The sequence below is a fragment of the Acinetobacter sp. AL9 genome (assembly GCF_041464035.1).
Classification (GTDB): Bacteria; Pseudomonadota; Gammaproteobacteria; order Pseudomonadales; family Moraxellaceae; genus Acinetobacter; species Acinetobacter towneri.
In genome coordinates this window covers 32,631-51,568 of the sequence record NZ_JAYFSK010000015.1, presented here as the reverse complement: position 1 = coordinate 51,568, position 18,938 = coordinate 32,631, and the positions used below count along the sequence as shown (strand labels likewise).

At 43.6% G+C, this 18,938-nt stretch carries 17 protein-coding genes and 2 pseudogenes; 14 read left to right on the top strand and 5 right to left on the bottom strand.

All coding sequences use genetic code 11. The annotated features are described in order from the left end of the window. Positions 1-90 precede the first annotated feature (90 nt). From dxs to ACEO2X_RS05595, 8 genes are all read left to right on the top strand, one after another. Positions 91-2,001: a 1-deoxy-D-xylulose-5-phosphate synthase gene (gene dxs, locus ACEO2X_RS05630; RefSeq protein ID WP_371971190.1), complete on the top strand. Its 1,911-nt coding sequence runs from the start codon at positions 91-93 to the stop codon at positions 1,999-2,001. Positions 2,002-2,105: 104 nt separating this feature from the next. Beyond that, positions 2,106-2,936 (top strand): inositol monophosphatase family protein, encoded by an 831-nt coding sequence (locus ACEO2X_RS05625; protein WP_019836885.1) that lies wholly within the window; start codon positions 2,106-2,108, stop codon positions 2,934-2,936. Between the two features lie 484 nt (positions 2,937-3,420). Beyond that, on the top strand, positions 3,421-5,271 hold the full coding sequence (locus ACEO2X_RS05620; RefSeq protein WP_070153378.1) for a DEAD/DEAH box helicase: 1,851 nt from the start codon (positions 3,421-3,423) through the stop codon (positions 5,269-5,271). Positions 5,272-5,660: 389 nt separating this feature from the next. Next, on the top strand, positions 5,661-6,479 hold the full coding sequence (locus tag ACEO2X_RS05615; RefSeq protein WP_004974642.1) for an ABC transporter ATP-binding protein: 819 nt from the start codon (positions 5,661-5,663) through the stop codon (positions 6,477-6,479). After that, a complete protein-coding gene (gene mlaE / locus ACEO2X_RS05610; RefSeq protein WP_180095330.1) occupies positions 6,476-7,255 on the top strand; it encodes a lipid asymmetry maintenance ABC transporter permease subunit MlaE in 780 nt (259 codons plus the stop codon). Before ACEO2X_RS05615 ends, mlaE begins: the two co-directional genes overlap by 4 nt. Then, on the top strand, positions 7,255-7,932 hold the full coding sequence (locus ACEO2X_RS05605; RefSeq protein ID WP_371971188.1) for an outer membrane lipid asymmetry maintenance protein MlaD: 678 nt from the start codon (positions 7,255-7,257) through the stop codon (positions 7,930-7,932). Before mlaE ends, ACEO2X_RS05605 begins: the two co-directional genes overlap by 1 nt. Positions 7,933-7,947: 15 nt before the next feature. Further along, positions 7,948-8,583 carry a phospholipid-binding protein MlaC gene (locus ACEO2X_RS05600; RefSeq protein ID WP_004974651.1) on the top strand — a complete coding sequence of 212 codons (636 nt, stop codon included), beginning with the start codon at positions 7,948-7,950 and terminating at the stop codon, positions 8,581-8,583. A 12-nt stretch (positions 8,584-8,595) separates the two neighbouring features. Next, entirely contained in the window at positions 8,596-8,883 is a 288-nt protein-coding gene (locus ACEO2X_RS05595; protein WP_178866832.1) for a lipid asymmetry maintenance protein MlaB, read from the top strand. 100 nt (positions 8,884-8,983) lie between these two features. Here ACEO2X_RS05595 and ACEO2X_RS05590 read toward each other — a convergent pair. Beyond that, positions 8,984-9,124 (bottom strand): annotated as a pseudogene (locus tag ACEO2X_RS05590) (transposase domain-containing protein); the annotation flags it as partial. On the opposite strand from ACEO2X_RS05590, the pseudogene ACEO2X_RS05585 reads away from it, so the two are divergent. Then, positions 9,113-9,586, top strand: a pseudogene (locus ACEO2X_RS05585) (transposase); the annotation flags it as partial. The pseudogenes ACEO2X_RS05590 and ACEO2X_RS05585 sit on opposite strands and share 12 nt — an antisense overlap. 45 nt (positions 9,587-9,631) lie before the next feature. On the opposite strand, the gene ACEO2X_RS05580 reads toward ACEO2X_RS05585, so the two are convergent. Next, positions 9,632-10,645 carry a magnesium and cobalt transport protein CorA gene (locus tag ACEO2X_RS05580; RefSeq protein WP_371971185.1) on the bottom strand — a complete coding sequence of 338 codons (1,014 nt, stop codon included), beginning with the start codon at positions 10,643-10,645 and terminating at the stop codon, positions 9,632-9,634. A gap of 154 nt (positions 10,646-10,799) precedes the next feature. Here ACEO2X_RS05580 and ACEO2X_RS05575 point away from each other — a divergent pair, with 154 nt between their 5' ends. Further along, positions 10,800-11,402, top strand: coding sequence for a TIGR00730 family Rossman fold protein (locus ACEO2X_RS05575; RefSeq protein ID WP_026438479.1), 603 nt, complete (start codon positions 10,800-10,802; stop codon positions 11,400-11,402). A gap of 1 nt (position 11,403) precedes the next feature. Then, on the top strand, positions 11,404-11,814 hold the full coding sequence (locus ACEO2X_RS05570) for an NUDIX domain-containing protein (protein ID WP_004974664.1): 411 nt from the start codon (positions 11,404-11,406) through the stop codon (positions 11,812-11,814). 74 nt (positions 11,815-11,888) lie between these two features. Here ACEO2X_RS05570 and ACEO2X_RS05565 read toward each other — a convergent pair whose 3' ends face one another. Continuing rightward, positions 11,889-12,524 carry a ComF family protein gene (locus ACEO2X_RS05565; protein ID WP_136144659.1) on the bottom strand — a complete coding sequence of 212 codons (636 nt, stop codon included), beginning with the start codon at positions 12,522-12,524 and terminating at the stop codon, positions 11,889-11,891. Between the two features lie 18 nt (positions 12,525-12,542). Further along, complete coding sequence (gene recG / locus ACEO2X_RS05560) at positions 12,543-14,588, bottom strand: ATP-dependent DNA helicase RecG (RefSeq protein WP_225530399.1); 2,046 nt, start codon at positions 14,586-14,588, stop codon at positions 12,543-12,545. A gap of 36 nt (positions 14,589-14,624) precedes the next feature. On the opposite strand from recG, the gene ACEO2X_RS05555 reads away from it, so the two are divergent. From ACEO2X_RS05555 to ACEO2X_RS05545, 3 genes are all read left to right on the top strand, one after another. Beyond that, positions 14,625-15,404: an NAD(P)H-binding protein gene (locus ACEO2X_RS05555; protein WP_371971182.1), complete on the top strand. Its 780-nt coding sequence runs from the start codon at positions 14,625-14,627 to the stop codon at positions 15,402-15,404. Positions 15,405-15,502: 98 nt separating this feature from the next. Beyond that, positions 15,503-15,751, top strand: a complete 249-nt coding sequence (locus ACEO2X_RS05550; RefSeq protein WP_371971181.1) for a type II toxin-antitoxin system HicA family toxin — start codon at positions 15,503-15,505, stop codon at positions 15,749-15,751. Next, positions 15,748-16,083 (top strand): type II toxin-antitoxin system HicB family antitoxin, encoded by a 336-nt coding sequence (locus ACEO2X_RS05545; protein WP_004974672.1) that lies wholly within the window; start codon positions 15,748-15,750, stop codon positions 16,081-16,083. The genes ACEO2X_RS05550 and ACEO2X_RS05545 overlap by 4 nt, the downstream gene beginning before the upstream one ends. 236 nt (positions 16,084-16,319) lie before the next feature. Here the strand turns inward: ACEO2X_RS05545 and plsB are convergent, their stop codons facing one another. Continuing rightward, on the bottom strand, positions 16,320-18,884 hold the full coding sequence (gene plsB, locus ACEO2X_RS05540) for a glycerol-3-phosphate 1-O-acyltransferase PlsB (RefSeq protein ID WP_371971180.1): 2,565 nt from the start codon (positions 18,882-18,884) through the stop codon (positions 16,320-16,322). Positions 18,885-18,938: the final 54 nt, after the last annotated feature.

Here is an 18,938-nt window from a genome sequence, read left to right as displayed (position 1 = left end):
GATTGAAGGTAATACCATTCGGTTATATGATCGAGTAATTCCCATTGACCTCGCTTAGGATTTGCCAGGCTTTAGAAGGCTTTGCCACATATGCTGTATACAGAAATTCCAACTCAACGCCCTGTAACACCATTGCTCGATGCGATTGACCATCCGCAGCAATTACGTTTACTCGCGCAAAGCCAGCTTCCACAGGTGGCAGATGAGTTACGTCAATTCATTTTGTATGCCGCAGGTCAAAGTGGAGGACACTTTGGCGCAAACTTAGGCGTGATCGAACTGACCGTTGCGCTGCATTATTGCTTTAATACCCCACACGATCGCTTAATTTGGGATGTCGGTCATCAGGCTTATCCGCATAAAGCCCTAACAGGACGCCGCGAGCAACTCACCACCATTCGCGCCAAAGATGGTTTGGCTGCATTCCCTGCGCGTGAAGAATCTATTTTTGATACCTTTGGCGTTGGTCACTCCTCAACAGCAATTTCTGCAGGATTGGGGATGGCGTTGGCACGACGTTATCAACAAAACCCGTGTGAAGTTGTTGCCATTATTGGCGATGGTGCCATGACGGCAGGTATGGCTTTTGAAGCCATGAATGATGCAGTGGCCCACCAAGCCGATATGATGGTGGTGCTGAATGACAACGATATGTCAATTTCATGCAGCACAGGCGGCTTTGCCAAACATCTTGCTGCTATTTGGGAGCGTGGTGAATCGGTTTATGTCAGTGAAACAGGTGAAGCTTACGTGCAGCCACATCCAAAGTGGACGTATAACTCGCGTTTGCACTGTGCTGCTACTGAAGCTGCTGACAACTTATTTAAAGCGATTGGGTTTGATTATTTCGGCCCTTTCGATGGACATGATGTTGAACAACTCACACATGTGTTCAATGCACTGAAAAAACGTAAAGGTCCACGTTTAATTCACGTTTACACCAAAAAAGGCAAAGGTTTTGCGCCTGCCGAAGCCGATCAAATTAAATATCACGCCATTGGTAAAATTCATGCCAAAGCTGCGCTTGTCACCGCACCTAAATATTCTGATGTATTTGGGCAGTGGTTATGTGATCAGGCAGAACAAGATTCGCGTTTATTGGCAATTACGCCAGCCATGTGCGAAGGTTCGGGCATGGTGCAATTTGCCAAACAATTTCCTGAACGCTATTTTGACGTCGCGATTGCCGAACAGCATGCCGTGACTTTGGCTGCGGGCATGGCCTGCGAAGGTTTAAAGCCTGTGGTGGCGATTTACTCTACCTTCTTGCAGCGCGGTTATGACCAACTGATTCATGATGTCGCTTTGCAAAACTTAGATGTCACTTTTGGCATCGATCGTGCAGGTTTGGTGGGTGAAGATGGTCCAACCCATGCAGGTGCTTACGACTATGCCTATATGCGTACCGTACCGAATATCGTGATTATGGCGCCAAAAGACGAAAATGAATGTCGTCAAATGCTGCACACGGCTTATTTATATAACGGTCCTGCAGCAGTGCGTTATCCACGCGGGCATGGTTTGGGTGTCGAAATTCAGCAGCAAATGACAGCAATTCCATTAGGACAAGCTGAAATTGTGGCGCAGTTTAATCCACAATATGATGACTATATTTCAGTGCTGGCTTTTGGTAGCCGTGTGCAAGCGGCAGTTGAGGCGGCAGAAGCATTTGCTCAGCAGCATGATGTCGCAGTACGTGTGGTGAATATGCGTTTTGTGAAGCCATTGGATGAAAAACTGTTAGCTGAGATTGCAGACAGCACTGCATTATTCGTCACTGTAGAAGAGCATGCGATTATGGGTGGTGCAGGCAGTGCCGTGAGTGAATACTTGGCGAAGGCCCAGATTGTCAAACCGATTATTCATTTAGGTTTAGAAGATAGCTTTATGCAACAAGCGACACATGGTCAAATGCTGCAACAGGCAGGTTTAGATGCACAAGGCATTGAAAAATCAATGCAAAATGCTTGGCAAAAACTGCATCAATCTATATTGAATTAATTTTTAGCAACACTTCTTCCCCAAAAGCCTCAATATTTGCTAAAATATTGGGGCTTTCATGCATTATTCTTTATCAAACTCTTCAAATTTGTAGTGGGTGTTCAATGGAACCTATGGTGGTGATGGCTGCGCGTGCGGCTCAAACAGTTGGTCAAGAGCTTTTAAAAGCGCATCAGAATCGTCATAAACTCGATCTACAAGTCGAAGAAAAAGGCATTGATGGTCCTGTAACGCGCGTAGATCGTTACCTCGAGCAATTGACCATTGATACATTACGCAAAAGTTATAAAAATCACAGCTTCCTGGGCGAAGAATTTGGCATGCAGGAAGGCAAAGGTCACGATGCCGACTGGTGTTGGGTGATTGATCCTTTAGATGGCACGCTAAACTTTGTTCACGGTTTCCCTCATTTCTGTATTTCGATTGCAGTGCAACACAAAGGTGTGACACAGCACGGTGTTATTTACGATCCTGTAAAAGATGAGTTGTTCTCTGCGAGCCGTGGCCGTGGTGCGATGATGAATCAACGTCGTATTCGTGTAAATGTAAAAGACAGTTTAGACAACACCTTCTTGGCAGTGGGTCATGCTTATCGTGCTAAGCGCGATGGCGAAATTGTTTCTTATGCCAAAAACCATTTTGAAAGTTTATTGAATGTGACAGAAGCAGGCGCTCAATACCGCCGTGCAGGTTCTGCTGCATTAGACTTGGCTTATGTGGCTGCAGGTCGTTTAGATGGTTATTTTGAACTTGGCTTAAAACCGTGGGATATTGCTGCGGGTGAGTTAATTGTGAAAGAAGCGGGCGGTACTGTGGTCGATGCACGTGGTGGCAGCGACTCTATGGAAAATGGGCAAGTTTTGGCATGTTCAATGAAAATGTTAAAACCACTTATGAAAGCGGTTGTGCCTGCTTGGGGCGAAGCAGCAAAATAATCAGCTGATCATATTTATACTTAAATAAGACACTTAGCAAAGCTCTCATCCTGAGGGCTTTTCTTTTACCTAACGGTCTAAAACTGCTGGTTTTAAATCTGTTGTTATCGTCCATATACTAGCCATAAAAGCAGAATCTATCACTGTTTACACAAAAAACAGCAAAAGTCGATTAAATAAGGTGACTTTTAAAATAATCCTGCTATAATCCGCGCACGCACTTAATTTCTGTTCATTACCTGAACATTTCTCTTCTAATCATTGTGTATGCGCGTGCGGTCCAAAGAGAGGACGATATCTCGCGCCCCAATCGCTAAAGCGATTCCTTCAGGTTAAGCCGTAATCATGCGTGCGTTATATCACATCGTCGTTACTCGGATCGCCGCTGAATCTTAAATTGTCAGCGATAATTGCTGTACCGCTTTTTGCCGATGTCCATCTGACTTTATTTAATGGAGCACCCATTTTCAGGGTGAAAATCTCTATGAGCAAAACTTTTGCTGATTTTTCTTTACATGAATCTTTACAACAAGCTTTAGAAGGCTTGAACTTTACTACGCCGACTCCTGTTCAAGAACAATCGATCCCAGCGGCACTTGAAGGTAAAGACTTATTGGTATCTAGCCAAACAGGTTCTGGTAAAACTGCTGCATTTTTACTCCCAACTTTAAACGCGCTTGCTAATCAAGATACTTTCGTACCATTTAAAGAGCGTATGAAAGCTATTACTCAGCCGTCAATTTTAGTGCTTTGCCCAACACGTGAATTGGCTCAACAAGTTAGCCAAGACGCGATTGCATTTGTACGTCACATGAAAGGTGTACGTATTGCAGCAATCATGGGTGGTATGCCTTTTGGTAAGCAAATCCAACAATTAAAAGGTGCGCAAGTGGTTGTAGCGACTCCAGGTCGTTTACTTGACTTGGTGAACCGTCGTCAAATCAAACTTGATAAAGTTGATGCCTTAATTGTAGACGAAGCTGACCGTATGCTCGATTTAGGCTTCTCTGAAGACCTAGAAGCGATTAGCGATTTAGCTGCTAACCGTAAGCAAACCTTGATGTTCTCTGCAACTTTTGCAAGCCGTATTATCACACTTGCAGAACGCATGATGAATGAGCCTGTACGTATTGCGATTGAAACAGGTCACTCAACGAATATGGACATCACCCAGACTTTACACTGGACTGATGGTTTCGAGCACAAGAAAAAATTATTGTCACACTGGTTATCTGATGAAGGTGTAGATCAAGCGGTTGTATTCGCATCTACTCAAGAAGATACCGATATGCTGGCTGAAGAATTGGCTGAAGCGGGTCACTCGGTTGTTGCACTACACGGTGCAATGCCACAAACCGTTCGTAACCGTCGTTTACGCAGCATTCGCGAAGGCCGTGCAAAAATCTTGGTTGCAACAGACGTTGCAGCACGTGGTTTAGACGTACCAACTATTTCTCACGTGATTAACTTCGGTTTACCAATGAAAAATGAAGACTATGTACACCGTATTGGTCGTACAGGTCGTGCGGGTCGTACTGGTAACGCGATTACTTTGGCAACTTACCGTGAGCGCGGCAAAATCCGTGCGTTGGAAGATTTCTTAGATGCACGTTTAAGCGTTTCTGAAATTGAAGGCTTAGAGCCATCTCCACCTCCAGCACGTTCTGGTCGTGACGGTGGTCGTGGTCGTCGTGATGGCGGTCGCGGTGGTCGTGGCGGTTTTGGTGGCGGTCGTCGTTTTGAAGGCGAAAGCAACTTTAAACGTCGTGAAGGTGGTGATGATCGTCCACGTCGCAGCTTTGATGACAAACCACGTGGTGAACGTCCTGCATTTGGTGAAGATCGTCCGCGTCGCGAGTTCAACTCAGACCGTCCACGTCGTGAAGGTGGTTTCGGTGATCGTCCACAGCGTTCATTTGAAGACCGTCCACGTCGTGAATTTAATTCAGATCGTCCACGCCGCGAAGGTGGTTTTGGTGATCGTCCACAGCGTTCATTTGATGATCGTCCACGTCGTGAATTTAATTCAGATCGTCCGCGTCGCGAAGGTGGCTTCAACGATAAGCCGCGTTTTGATGCGAATGATGACAACCGTGGCAACCGCGTAGATTACAAACCACGTCGTGAAGGTAGCTTCGGTGATCGTCCAAAACGTGATTTTGGTGATCGTCCTGCACGTCGTGAAGGTGGTTTTGGTGACCGTCAACCACGTTCGTTTGATGATCGTCCTAAGCGTTCTTTTGGTGGCGAAGATCGTCCACGTCGCGAGTTCAATTCAGATCGTCCACGCCGTGAAGGTGGTTTTGATCGCCCACGTCGTAAATTTAACGACTAAAACCGCGATAGTCATTTGTATAAAGAAAAACCAGTGCTCAGCACTGGTTTTTTTATGTTAAATATTTTTGCTTTAGATAAATAAAATGTATAATAGGTCACGTTTTTAACTCTATTTGCTAATTATGAACATCAATAGCTTACGATTGCTCATGCAGACGAGAGAGGGAATGATGCCGTATATTGGTTTAGCACTCATCTTATGCAATTTAATGTATTATATTATTTCTTCTTACTTTTAAATTGTTGCTGTCCTAAAAGTGATTTAAATAACAATAATAAGACTGCTTGAACAATACGTGCACAGTTTTTAAAAATTTGCTAGATAACATTTTGCGCTTCAATCCTTTATAGTATGCGTGCTGAAAAAATGCAGGAAGACCCTCAGCTATGAATAATCCAATGCCTCAACATGAGCCGTCATTGATTGAAGTCAATGAACTGAGCTTTAAACGAGGGAAACGTGTCATTTTCGAAAATGTCAGTTTAAAGATTCGCCGTGGTCAAATTACTGCCATTATGGGACCTTCAGGTACTGGTAAAACCACGTTATTACGTTTGATTGGTGGTCAGTTGACTCCCGATCATGGTGATATTTTTCTGGATGGAAAAAATCTTGCGCAAATGTCGCGTCAGGAGTTGTTTGCTGCGCGCGCACGTATGGGCATGTTATTCCAAAGCGGTGCGTTATTTACCGATATGAGCGTATATGAAAACGTCGCGTTTCCATTGCGTGCACATACCCAGTTGCCTGAACATTTAATTGCAGAACTGGTGGCTTTAAAACTTGAAGCAGTCGGTTTGCGTGGCACAGAACAGCTCATGCCTGCAGAACTCTCAGGCGGGATGAACCGTCGCGTGGCATTGGCGCGTGCGATTGCGTTAGACCCTGAATTGATCATGTATGATGAACCATTTGCAGGGCAAGACCCGATTGTAAAAGGTGTGTTGACTCGTTTAATCCGCTCGTTGCGTGAAGCGTTGGATTTAACCACTATTATCGTCTCGCATGATGTTGGTGAAACTTTATCAATTGCCGACTACATTTATATTATCGCGGAAGGCGTGATTCAGGGCGAAGGTACACCTGCAGAATTAAAACAGCATGAATCGGCATTTGTACGTCAGTTCTTAACAGGCGCTGCCGAAGGGCCAGTCGATTATCAATTTAGCCATCGGGCTTATTTAAGTGATGAGGTGCGTTCATGAATGCTATTGCCGCATTAGGTCAACGCGTCATTGAGCGTGTTCGTGGCATTGGTGTCGCCACCCAAATGTTGTTGCAAATTCTATTTTCCATGCCAACCCTGCTTGGGGTGAAGCTGTTCCTGTACCAAATGTACCGTGTTGGCGTGATGTCGTTATTGATTATTGCGGTGTCGGGTTTATTTATTGGTTTGGTCTTGGGCTTACAAGGCTACTCCATTTTGGTCAATATCGGTTCAGAAGCCATGTTAGGCACCATGGTGTCTTTGACTTTATTGCGTGAACTGGCACCTGTAGTGGCTGCACTGTTATTTGCAGGACGTGCAGGCTCTGCCTTAACTGCAGAAATTGGTTTGATGAAAGCCACAGAACAATTGGCCAGTATGGAAATGATTGGGGTAGACCCACTCAAGCGTATCGTGTCACCACGTTTATGGGCAGGAATTGTCAGCCTGCCAATGCTCTCCATTATTTTTGCTGCGGTTGGCATTATGGGCGGCAAAATGGTTGGGGTCGATTTTCTAGGTGTCGATGAAGGTTCTTTCTGGAGCGGTATGCAAAGCAGCGTGCAGTTCTATAAAGATATTTTTAATGGCACAATTATTAAAAGTTTTGTTTTTGCATTAATTTGTACTTGGATTGCAGTATATCAAGGCTATGCCTGTGTTCCAACATCGGAAGGCATTGCGACGTCGACCACACGAACCGTGGTGTATTCTTCATTATGTGTTTTAGGTTTTGATTTTGTGTTGACTGCGGTCATGTTCGGAGGTGTTTAATGAAATCACGTACAAGTGAGCTGGCCGTAGGTGTATTTGTCATTTTGACAGGCATTGCATTATTTTTCTTGGCTATGAAAGTCAGTGGATTGGTGGGTACCAATTTGCGCGACAGTTACAATATGACCGCAACTTTTGACAACGTGAATGGTTTAAAACCACGCGCCAAAGTCACTATGAGCGGTGTCACCATTGGTCGCGTCAATGATATTACCCTAGACCCTGTATCGCGTTTGGCTACAGTTGAATTTGAACTGGATGGCAAGTTGACCAGTTTTAATCCTGAACAACTAAAAACAGTGCAAAATTATGCGCTTGAAGAATTGCGTTACAGTGCAGAATACCAAGAAGCAAATCCTCAGCAACAAAAAGAAATGGAACAACAACTGTTGGGTAACATGAAATCCATCACCAGTATTGATGAAGATGCTTACATAATGGTAGCAACCAATGGTTTATTGGGTGAGAAATATCTCAAAGTGGTTCCAGGTGGTGGTTTGAACTTTGTGAAGCGTGGCGAAAGTATTGCCAACACGCAAGGCACCATGGATTTAGAAGATTTAATCAGTAAGTTTATTACTGGCGGTGCAGCGAAAACATCCAACGTAGCGTCAGATGCAGATAAAGATACAGCGACAGCTGAAACAACAGATGCAGAAGTGTTATTTGTTGAGTAATGAAGGAGATTGTCCGTGAAAACACTTTTAAAGCAAACTCTGGCGGTAAGTGTACTTTCAACCATGTTGGCAGGAACTGCATTTGCTGCACCTGCAGAAGCGCCACCAGCTTTTGTGAAAAAAGTTGCCGATAGCTTGATTGCACGTTTAAAAGCAGATCATGCTAAATTGCAGAACAATCCAGCATTGGTCAAAACGATTGTGCGTCAAAACCTTGATCCGTATGTAGATGCGCAAGCATTTACCCGTATTGTGATGGGTACTTATGCGACGAATCAATACAGTTCAGCAGCACAGCGCGCGCAGTTTGAGAAAAACTTCCGTGAAACCTTAATTGAGAATTATGGCACAGCGTTTGCGAAATTTAGCAACCAAAGCTACACCATGCGTCCTTATAAGGCGACCAACAGCAAGAACCCAGTGGTGACCATTGACTTCTTGCATAATGGTGAAAAAATTCCTGTGTCATTCCAGTTGGCAGACAAAGGCAGTCAATGGAAAATCCGTAACATTAACGTGTCGGGTATTGATTTAGGTTTGCAATTCCGTAACCAGTTTGCAGCGAACGTGAAGCGTAATGGCGGCAATATTGATAAAGCCATTGCAACCTTTAAGCCAGATGCAGAAGCTGCGGTTGAAAAGAAAAAATAGGTTAGGTGTGGCGTGATTGAATTATCAAATCAGGAATTATGTGTTTCTGGAAAAATAGATTTCAGTAATGCAGAGCAATATTACCAAAAAGGTCTGCAGTTGATTCGTAAGCAGCAGTTGCCTTTGGTGGTTAATTTGGCGCAGCTAGAACACGGGAGTACTTTAGCTTTGGCCGTTTTGGTGCAATGGTTGCGTCAGACGCCTGAAGCCAAGGGCTTACAGTTTAAAGCGGTTCCTGAAAAAATGATGAAGATCATTCAAGCCTGTCATTTGCAAGATGATTTGCAGCTAATCGTCTAAAACTGAAAAAACCATCAAAAAAGCACCTTCTTGTAAGGTGCTTTTTTATTGCGTTTAGTTTCCCGCTTTATTCGTAAGCATCCGGTGAAGCTTATTTGAGTCAGGCAGGCTTCCACTTATGCGGTAGTAATTCTTCAACCTGGATTATTTTCTGTGTCGGCAGTCTTTTCAACACATCACTTAAATAGGCATAAGGGTCCAGTCCATTCAGTTTTGCTGACTGGATTAAGGTGCTGCAATTGAGGCTAGACTGATTATTGCGGTGGTTAAAGATATTAATGAAAAGACAGTTGCAAGATGGTCATTGATCAGCAATGTACCAACCGAGATTACCGCAGTGGAATTGACGACTTGGTATTACTGGCGTTGGTCAATCGAATGTTATTTCAAACTTCTCAAGCAAGCAGGCCATGATATTGAGTCATGGCTTCAGACTACGCCAGAAGCGATTTTAAGGCGTTTGCTGATCAGTTGCATGGCTTGTGTGTTGACGTGGAGAGTGCAGCGTTGTACAGATGAACAAAATCAGAAAGTCCGTGCATTTCTGACTAGGCTCTCAGGTAGACAACAGAAAAGAGGCAAGATAGAGAGTGCGCCTGCCATATTGGCAGGACTCTCGATTTTACTAAATACTCTTCAACTGCTCTCAGAATATTCAATAGATGAACTGAATGAAATCGCAACCATTGCACTAGGTACTTAAAGATGTGTAGATACCTATGCCTAAAAAGAGAGGGAATAAAAGGCATCAAATCCATTTTTTCCATCTAAAGTAAATTAATGGACCAATAAAGAAGCCAATTAAAATAATACTGACCACAATAAAACTGGTGGTGCCTTTGGCAAAAGGTAACACATCGGTGTTCATACCATAAACACTGGCAACCAACATCGGTGGCGCTAACATACTTGGTAAAATCGAGAATCGACGAATCGTGTCGTTCTGTTCGGTGTTAATGAAGCCTGAAGTGGTATCGAGCAAGAAGCGCACTTTTTGGAATAAGAAGGCATCGTGTTCGACCAGTGAGCGTACATCTTCACTGAGTTCTCGAATGTCGGCATCGTAAATATGACTGCCCAACGCACGCGGACGAGCCAAAAAGGTCAGGACACGACGTAAATCAATCAAACACAGTTGCGCTTTTCCAAGCATGTCTTCTAATTGCGCCAATCGGGTAATCATGTCATCGAGGTCTAAAATTTGCTCACGATGACGGTTATTCAGAACTTCTGTGGAATACTTTTCCAAGTCCTTGTGGATATCTTCTAAGATATCCGCAAGTTCGTCCAGTTTGGCTTCAAGCAAGCCTAAAAGCACCCAAGTCGGGTCTTTATAGTCAATTTCGTAGTCGTTACGTCGTGCACGCGCCCGAAATGCCCGAAACGCCACTAATTTTTCACCACGTAGGGTAAACAGGTGACCTTTATGTAAAATAAAGGCGACGGTTTGCACAGTGGCTAAAATACTGGAATTGTCTTCAGTTTCGCCATCGACTTGATAGTTTTTATTTTTAGTTAAAAAATAGGTACTAATGTGTAAAATACCGTCATCATCACGGTAGAATCGCGCTGAAGATGAAATATCTTCCAAAGATTTTAAGGTTGGTAAATTTTGTGAGTATGCGTCTAGTACCCATTGCTGTTCTTCTTGTGAAGGGGCAATCAGGTCAATCCAGACCAGATCTGGATGCAAATCAAAACCACCGTTAATGGTGGCATCTTCCAGACTACCGCGCTCTGTGGCATAAAAGGCTTCAAGCATTCGTCTTTTCTCCTTGCGCAGTATGGGTTTTGTGGATGGGTGTATTTTAGACAAGGATCTTACTAAATACACTGCTCAGAATGCTATTTTATTTAAAAATCTCCCTGAAGTTTAATTTTATGGCATGACAGCCAGATAACATGGTGAAAAAATGATGTCGTCAATTGCTATTTTCTGTGGTTCTGCCCCAGGAAAAGATTCAGTTTTTGTTGAAAATGCACGAAAAGTGGGTGAAACATTGGCTGCACAAGGCAAAACTTTAATTTATGGCGGTGGACGCTCAGGCTTAATGGGTGTGGTGGCAGATAGTACTTTGGCCGCAGGTGGGCGTGCAATTGGTGTCATGCCTGAAAGTTTGGCAGAGCATGAATTGGCGCATCCGCATTTGACCGAATTACACATCGTAGAAAACATGCATGCCCGCAAAATAAAAATGTCAGAATTGGCCGAGGGCTTTATTGCTTTGCCGGGTGGTTCTGGAACTTTAGAAGAAATTTTTGAGCAATGGACGTGGGCACAATTAGGAATTCACTCAAAACCCTGTGCCTTTTTTAATGTAGCTGGCTTTTATGATGATTTGCTGAAGTTTTTAAGACAGACCTCTGAAAAAGGTTTTACTCAGCCACGTTTTTGTGAGGCATTGATTGTATCGAATTGTATTGACAATATTTTGCAGCAATTTGAACAATACCGTGTTCCTGAAATGAAATGGGAAGTGCCTGAGCTAGAGTGGGTGCAGCAGGAACTGGCGAAATAAAATGGCTGAGATCAACAACATCATTACCGTTGCAGCTGCAATTATTTTAAATGTCAAACAGCAGTTATTGGTGGTGCGTAAACAGCATACCGCGTGTTTTATGCAGGTCGGTGGCAAATTAGAACCCAATGAAGCGCCTGAAACGACCATGTTGCGAGAAATTGCCGAAGAAATTGGCTGTCAGGCGCAAATTCAACAATTTATTGGACGCTATGAAACAGCAACGGCCAATGAGCCCGACTGCCGTTTGGTCAGTTATGTGTATTGGGTTCAGCTTGATCAGGCACCAAAAATTGCTGCTGAAATTGCCGAAATGAAGTGGGTAGATTTGGATGATCAAGATACTTTGTTGGCACCGCTGACCCGTGAAGTGGTGATGCCGTGGTTAAAACAATATTTACAACAAAATTAAGAGCAGTTGATCATTCTTCTATATTTTAAGTTCAACTTTTTAATGCGTTGAGCATATTCAACCGAATAGTTTTTTTATTCAGCACTGGCCAGACAAACCGCCTCGACTTTTTGACAGCCGAGCTTGAGCAACTGCTGTTTGAGTGCATGAATTGAACTGCCCGTCGTGACCACATCATCCACAATTAAAACCCGACGAAAACGGATTTTAGGCGCATTCTGAATTTGAAATTGCTGTTGGATGTCTTCCAATCGTTCTAAGCGACTTAAGCCTTTTTGCGCGTGCTGTTGTAAGCGGGTCACAGGTTGCCAAATCGGGACATTTAAATGCCGCGCTAGTCCTTTTGCTAACAATAAAGATTGATTGTAGCCGCGTTCAGTCAAGCGGGCAGTGGAAATTGGCATCGGTACAATGGCTTGGATTTTAGGATAAGACAGTTGTTTTAGCGCGCCTACTAAAAGCAGTTGGTAATGTAACTGCTGTTCATATTTAAATTGTTGAATGATGCGATTAATTGGATAGTGATAATCAAAAGTGACTTGAATCTGCATTTCTTGTCGTTGTACCGCTTGGCTACGCCACGGCAATTGTTGCCAACAGGTTTGACAGACCGAATGTTGCCATTGCGTGTCGCTATGGCAGAGCTGACACGGTTGCAGTTGGCGCAGCCATTGTATGCCGCATTGTAGTAGATTGATCGGCTGAGTCATCTTAGGACTGCAATCCGTTTAAACATAGGCATAACGTGGTGCCTCAGGCAGCCAGCGTTTTAGCAAAGCTTCGGCATGTGTAGGATAATCGTTTAAAATTTGCTGTGCCACATGATGCGCCTGTGCCAGCAAATGATCATCCCGTTCTAATTTAGCCACCCGAAAGCCCATATCTCCCGTTTGTTTGGTTCCTAAAAGTTCCCCAGGGCCACGCAGTTCTAAATCTTTTTCTGCAATCACAAAACCATCGTTGGTTTCGCGCATAATCCGCAAGCGTTCTTGTCCATTTTGCGAAAGTGGATTTTTATACAACAAGGCACAAAAACTGGCTTTGGCACCCCGTCCGACTCGTCCACGTAACTGATGCAGCTGTGAAAGTCCTAAACGCTCGGCATTTTCGATCACCATAATTGAAGCATTGGGTACATCGACCCCGACCTCAATTACTGTGGTGGCAATCAGTAATTGTAGTTGATTGTCTTTAAATTGCCGCATGACGGCTTGTTTTTCATCGGCTTTCATTTTACCGTGTACCAACCCAATATTCAGTTCAGGAAAGCGTTCTTTAATTTCAGCAAAAGTCACTTCGGCAGCTTGTGCATCTAAGGTTTCCGATTGTTCCACCAAGGTACAGACCCAATAGGCTTGTTTGCCTTCGGCACAATTGCTGGCAATACGTTGTAAGACTTCTTCACGACGATCTAGCGGAATGGTCACCGTTTGAATAGGCGTACGCCCTGGCGGTAGTTCATCAATCACCGAAGTATCCAAATCGCCATAGGCGGACATGGCTAAGGTACGTGGAATAGGCGTTGCAGTCATCACCAATTGATGCGGTGTAGTATGATTGGCACCCTTATTGCGCAAAGCCAGACGTTGATCGACCCCAAAACGGTGTTGTTCGTCAATAATCACCAAACCCAATTTGGCAAATTGCACATTGTCCTGAAATAACGCATGTGTCCCAACCACCAAATTGGCGCTACCATCTTGAATGCTCAGTTCAGCCGCTGCCCGTGCTTTGCCTTTTTGCTTGCCAGACAACCACGCCACTGTTAAGCCCAACGGCTCAAACCATTTTTGAAAGTTCAGATAATGTTGTTCTGCCAAAATTTCAGTGGGTGCCATCAGCGCGACTTGCCAACCTTCTTCTAGCGCATGACACGCTGCGACTGCAGCGACCAGCGTTTTACCTGCACCTACATCACCTTGTACCAAGCGCAGCATGGGTTTATTACGCTGCAAATCCTGCATGATTTCTTGCGAAACCCGTTGCTGTGCGCCTGTCATTTGAAATGGCATGTTGCCGAGTAACGCAGGCGCTAGTTTTTGACTTGGGGAAAAGGCAGGTGAGGCAATTTGCTGAATATAAGCCCGTCGGGTCAGTAAACTGACTTGATGCGCCACCAATTCTTCAAAAATCAGGCGTTGCTGTGCAGGGTGAGAGCCTTGTGCCAATTGCAGCATATTGGCATTTAAAGGTGGATGATGAATATAATCTAGCGCCTGTTTGAGTGCATAACCATTGGTCATTTTTTCAGGCAAGAGTTCAGGCAAATCATCACTATGCTGTGCCAAAGCTTGTTTGACATATTCACGTAATTTGGCTTGGGTCAGCCCATCGGTGCTTGGGTAAATAGCGGTCAGTTGGGTTTTAGGCAGTGGAGTATGTTCAGTAATCAGTTGTAATTCGGGATGATACATTTCCAGACCACGCGCTCCAACCCGTACTTCGCCAAATACTCTTAAACGATTGCCGAGTTTGGCACGATCTGTAATACCTTTATAAATATGATAAAAACGTAAGGTAATTTTGCCAAATTCATCTTCTAAATTGACAGCCATCGACTTGCGTTTACCCGGTGGAAAATCGACCCCTTTGACCACACCTTCGAGTAAATAGCTACGTCCCACGTTTAATTGGTTCATGGGGATGATCGTGCTACGATCTTCATAGTCACGCGGTAGATGAAACAACAAGTCATCTGTGGTGAAAATATTTAGTTTTTCGAGTAATGCGGCAGAGGCAGAGCCTACCCCTTGCAACTGATGGACTGCAGCCATGTCCCCTCAACTTCAAATGCTATGATTAGGTGCTGAATGCATATTCTATTTATTGGTTATGGTAAAACATCGCAGCGTGTTGCAAAACAACTATTTACGCTCGGTCATCAAATTACCACAATTAGCCGCAGTCCGAAAACAGATCCTGATATGACGCATCTGCTTCAGGATATTCAACAGCTCGATTTATCACAGATTCAACCTGTGGATGCCGTTTATGTATTACTTGCACCATCTCGAAATACGGTTTTGAGTTCTGTAGAAGCGTATCAACAGACTTATGTAGATTCTGTTCAGCCGATTGTTACTGCATTAAAAGATCATCCTGTAAAGCGAATTATTGTGGTGTCATCTACACGGGTTTATGGTGAAAACGCAGGTGAATGTATTGATGATGATACTGTGCCTAAGCCGAGTGATGTGCAAGGTCAGTTGTTGTTGCAGATGGAACACTTGTGGCAACAGGCTTATCCTGAACAATGTGTGATTGTACGTCCTTCGGGTATTTATGGCACATCGGCAGCACGCATGCTCAAACTTGCAGAAAGCACGCAAAGTTACCCGAATATACATTGGTCAAATCGAATTCATATTGATGATTTGGCGGGGTTTTTGGCACATTTACTTCACGTGGAACATCCAGAACCATCATATATTTGTAGCAATAACCAAGCTCAGCCTTTGCATGAAATGATTTTAAAGATTCAGCGTGAATTGAATTTACCTGAATTGGTATTGGAAAGTGAGAGAGAAACAGGGAAAAGGATTTTTGCCCAGAGGATGGTGGCGAGTGGATTTGAATTATTCAATGTGTAATCATTTATATCAAATAATAACCAAACAACAATAACTAAATTTAGTTGCAATTTTTACTTAGTAGTAACTATAATTAGTTGCAAAACCATGAGCCAAATATGGGTAAAACAGAAAAACTGTTGGATAAAATTGGGAATTCAAAGAATACATTCCCGTATAAGGACTTAGTTGTTTTACTAAGTCAGCTCGGCTATGAAAAGTTTGAAATGGCAGGCTCTCGCGTCCGTTTTTATAACTTCAAAACCGAGCACATGATTTTACTGCATCGACCTCACCCTGAAAATGAAATCAAAGGTGGGGCATTGAAAGCTGTAAAGCAGGCACTCAAGCAGGAGGGTTTTTTATGAGCTATTTTAAATACAAAGGTTATCTGGGGACGATTGAACCAGACCTTGAAACAGGCGAGTTATTTGGAAAATTGGCGTTCATTCGAGATCTTATTACTTATGAGGCTGAAACCTTAAAAACACTTGAGCAAGCTTTTCAGGAATCGGTAGATGGATATTTAGATTCTTGCGCAGAATTAGGGAAGAAACCTGATCAACCATTCAAGGGAACATTTAATGTTCGTATCAGTCCTGAATTACATCGCAAAGCTGTTTTAGCTTCGGAGGAGAGTTCTTTGAATGCATTTGTGAGTGATGCAATTCAAGAGAAATTAATGCGTTTAGGTGTGTGATTTATCAGGGTCTGTTGCTATTGCGTTATGTGCCAGTCATTTAGAATGACTAAATTTCCTGTCCCATGCCTTATATCAGCTAAAAAACTTACGAGATCTCTCTCTCTCACGTCGCAGACATAGACGAAGTGTCAACAGCCCCTAGAGTTTATCAGTGCTATGAACTTTCTTTCATATTCAATTCAAAGCATAGCGACCCATTGCTATACAGATCGCTATGTTTTTTTGTGTGAAAATTACTTCTTCTTACGTTTTAAGCGTTTCTTCGCCTGTTGTGCAGCAAGTGCCTCTAACGCCTCACGCAATTCTTCATCGCTAAAGGTGGTGATGTGTTGCAGCATCTGTAAAGTCACATCATCCAACACCAAATTGGCGTATTGTGCGACGTTTTTAAAGTTATCATCAAACACAATCGCATTGTCACTGTTGGTGCTGATATAACCTTGCTGAGTCAAAACTTTAATAAAGCTTTGGAATAAGGCTTTGTCAAAGAATTCAGGTGAATTGAATTCATACAGCACCGACAAACGCTGACCGACCAAATGGCTGAGTTCTTCGACTTGACGTGCCGAAATATTGCCTGAGCCGCGTTGTGTAATCAGCGCCAGTGTCATGTAATAACGCTCTAAACTCTGCATTACAGGTGCAGCCAATACTACCAACTGGTTATGGTCTTCACTATTTGGTGCAGGTGAAATTAAGTTGCCATCCGCATCTTCAGAAATCAATTTGGCCTGAATTAACGCTTCTACATAGGCACAAATCCGTTCTTTGAGTTCCTGATCTTGCCATTTCAAGAACAACTCAGCTTTCAGGAACGGATATAAAGTACGAATGACGTTGATTAAATCACCACGACGAATCGAACCATTATGTTTCACCAATGCTGCAATTAAAGATGGTAAGACAAAGGCATGCAAAATATTGTTGCGGAAGTAGGTGAGTAACACCGCCTGATGGTCTTCAATCGCGATAATATCGCCCAAAACGTGCTGCACGCGTTTAATCAGTTTGAGTTTTAAGCCGTAGGCAATAATTTCTTTACCTGATAATGGTGTGACTTGAGTGCGCTCATCATAAGGCAGGGCAGTGAGCAGATTACGGTAAGTGTCTAACTGCTTCACACAAATTTCTTCATCCAAGGTATGTTTTGGTGTTGCCAGTAAAATCAGCGATAACAAAGATACCGGGTTAATTACCGCAGCACGGTTAATGTTTTCCAAAATCGCATGTGCTGAAGTATTCACTGCATCTGACACTTGTGGTGGAATAGGATCATCATTTTTTTCAATGCTGATGTGTTCGGCATCGTGTTGTTTTAGAACATCATCTAAAAACACAGGTTCGCCAAAATTGACATGCACCTTGCCAAAAATCCGTTCAATCTTGCGCATGGTTTTTAAAATGCCCATTAGCGATTCAGATTCTTTTGGCTTGCCTTGCATTTCACCGACATAGGTTGAACCTTCCATCAGGCGTTCATAACCAATATAAGTTGGCACAAAAGCAATCGGTTTAGCACGACCACGCAAATGACTGTGAATGGTCATGGCGAGCATGCCTGTTTTTGGTGGCAACAAGCGGCCTGTACGTGAACGTCCACCTTCAATAAAGTATTCAAGCGGCGTGTTACGCGACAAAATACTGAATAAATATTCTTTAAAGACGGTTGTGTATAAGCCGTTGCCACGGAAAGTACGACGGATAAAAAACGCACCGCCACCACGAAGCAATTGACCTACAAATGGCATATTCAGGTTATCGCCCGCAGCAATGTACGGCACCATCATGCCGCGTTTGTAAATCACATAAGACAGCAATAAATAGTCGATATGACTGCGGTGACATGGGGTATAGATAATTTCATAGTCTTTGGCCAGTTCGCGCACGGTACTAAAATTATGCACTTCCACGCCATCGTACAATTGTGTCCATAAGCGGGTCAGTGCCATATCGGCAAAGCGTACCGCTGCATGAGAGTAGTCCGACACGATTTCATTTAAATAACCAATCGCACGACGCTCGGCTTCAATCACGCTAATTTTACTGCGTAAACTTTCACGACGAATGGCATCTTGCACATCGGGAGATTTAATCAGACTGAGCATGACATTGCGGCGGTCAGACAAGTCTGGGCCAAGTACGACTTCACGTTGTCCATCTAAGTAATTATTTAGAGTGTTAACAATAAAGGTCGCAGGCGACAGGTTCGGATGCTCAGTTTTGGCATGTTCAATTAAAGCGCGTAATGATTGTGGCTCGTGAAATTCCAAATAAGACTGACGACCATGCACCCCAATATTCATTAACTGCTTGACTGTGCCAGGCGTTGCCCACGTATCGGTAAACAGTAGTTTAAACCACGAATCCTCTTTGTCTGGAGAACGTCCCCACAACACGGTCACAGGTACCAATTCAATATCAAGTTCTGGGTGTTGTTCTAATTGTTCAATTAAACGTAACAAGCGTGGCGGAAAAGCATAAGGTGGTGGATTGAGTAGGTTGTTCTCATCGTGATGCTGTAAAAACAGAATCGAGGCTTTTTCTTTATGTGAACCCATCACCAATGGATCAAGCGCAGGCGTGAGTTTTAAGCGACGTGTTTCGCCATCGACCACCAAGGCATTGCTGCGTGAGTGATTTTGCAATACGTAGCAAGTTATCTTGGTGCGAGTGGCATTTGAGTCTACACTTTGCGCATCCTTGACAGGGACTTCACCCAAAACATGCGGTGTCACCACAAGGTCAAGCAGCTTACCAGAAAGCTGACGATACATTTGACCAAAACCACGCTTGGACATACTCACTCCTACTTCATCACCTAAGTCCCTAGCCAGTAGGGAATTTATTTTGCG

Coding starts and splice junctions, on each gene's coding strand:
- dxs (WP_371971190.1), top strand. CDS start 91: ATGCTGTATACAGAAATTCCAACTCAACGCCCTGTAACACCATTGCTC.
- ACEO2X_RS05625 (WP_019836885.1), top strand. CDS start 2,106: ATGGAACCTATGGTGGTGATGGCTGCGCGTGCGGCTCAAACAGTTGGT.
- ACEO2X_RS05620 (WP_070153378.1), top strand. CDS start 3,421: ATGAGCAAAACTTTTGCTGATTTTTCTTTACATGAATCTTTACAACAA.
- ACEO2X_RS05615 (WP_004974642.1), top strand. CDS start 5,661: ATGAATAATCCAATGCCTCAACATGAGCCGTCATTGATTGAAGTCAAT.
- mlaE (WP_180095330.1), top strand. CDS start 6,476: ATGAATGCTATTGCCGCATTAGGTCAACGCGTCATTGAGCGTGTTCGT.
- ACEO2X_RS05605 (WP_371971188.1), top strand. CDS start 7,255: ATGAAATCACGTACAAGTGAGCTGGCCGTAGGTGTATTTGTCATTTTG.
- ACEO2X_RS05580 (WP_371971185.1), bottom strand. CDS start 10,645: ATGCTTGAAGCCTTTTATGCCACAGAGCGCGGTAGTCTGGAAGATGCC.
- ACEO2X_RS05575 (WP_026438479.1), top strand. CDS start 10,800: ATGTCGTCAATTGCTATTTTCTGTGGTTCTGCCCCAGGAAAAGATTCA.
- ACEO2X_RS05570 (WP_004974664.1), top strand. CDS start 11,404: ATGGCTGAGATCAACAACATCATTACCGTTGCAGCTGCAATTATTTTA.
- ACEO2X_RS05565 (WP_136144659.1), bottom strand. CDS start 12,524: ATGACTCAGCCGATCAATCTACTACAATGCGGCATACAATGGCTGCGC.
- recG (WP_225530399.1), bottom strand. CDS start 14,588: ATGGCTGCAGTCCATCAGTTGCAAGGGGTAGGCTCTGCCTCTGCCGCA.
- ACEO2X_RS05555 (WP_371971182.1), top strand. CDS start 14,625: ATGCATATTCTATTTATTGGTTATGGTAAAACATCGCAGCGTGTTGCA.
- ACEO2X_RS05550 (WP_371971181.1), top strand. CDS start 15,503: ATGGGTAAAACAGAAAAACTGTTGGATAAAATTGGGAATTCAAAGAAT.
- ACEO2X_RS05545 (WP_004974672.1), top strand. CDS start 15,748: ATGAGCTATTTTAAATACAAAGGTTATCTGGGGACGATTGAACCAGAC.
- plsB (WP_371971180.1), bottom strand. CDS start 18,884: ATGTCCAAGCGTGGTTTTGGTCAAATGTATCGTCAGCTTTCTGGTAAG.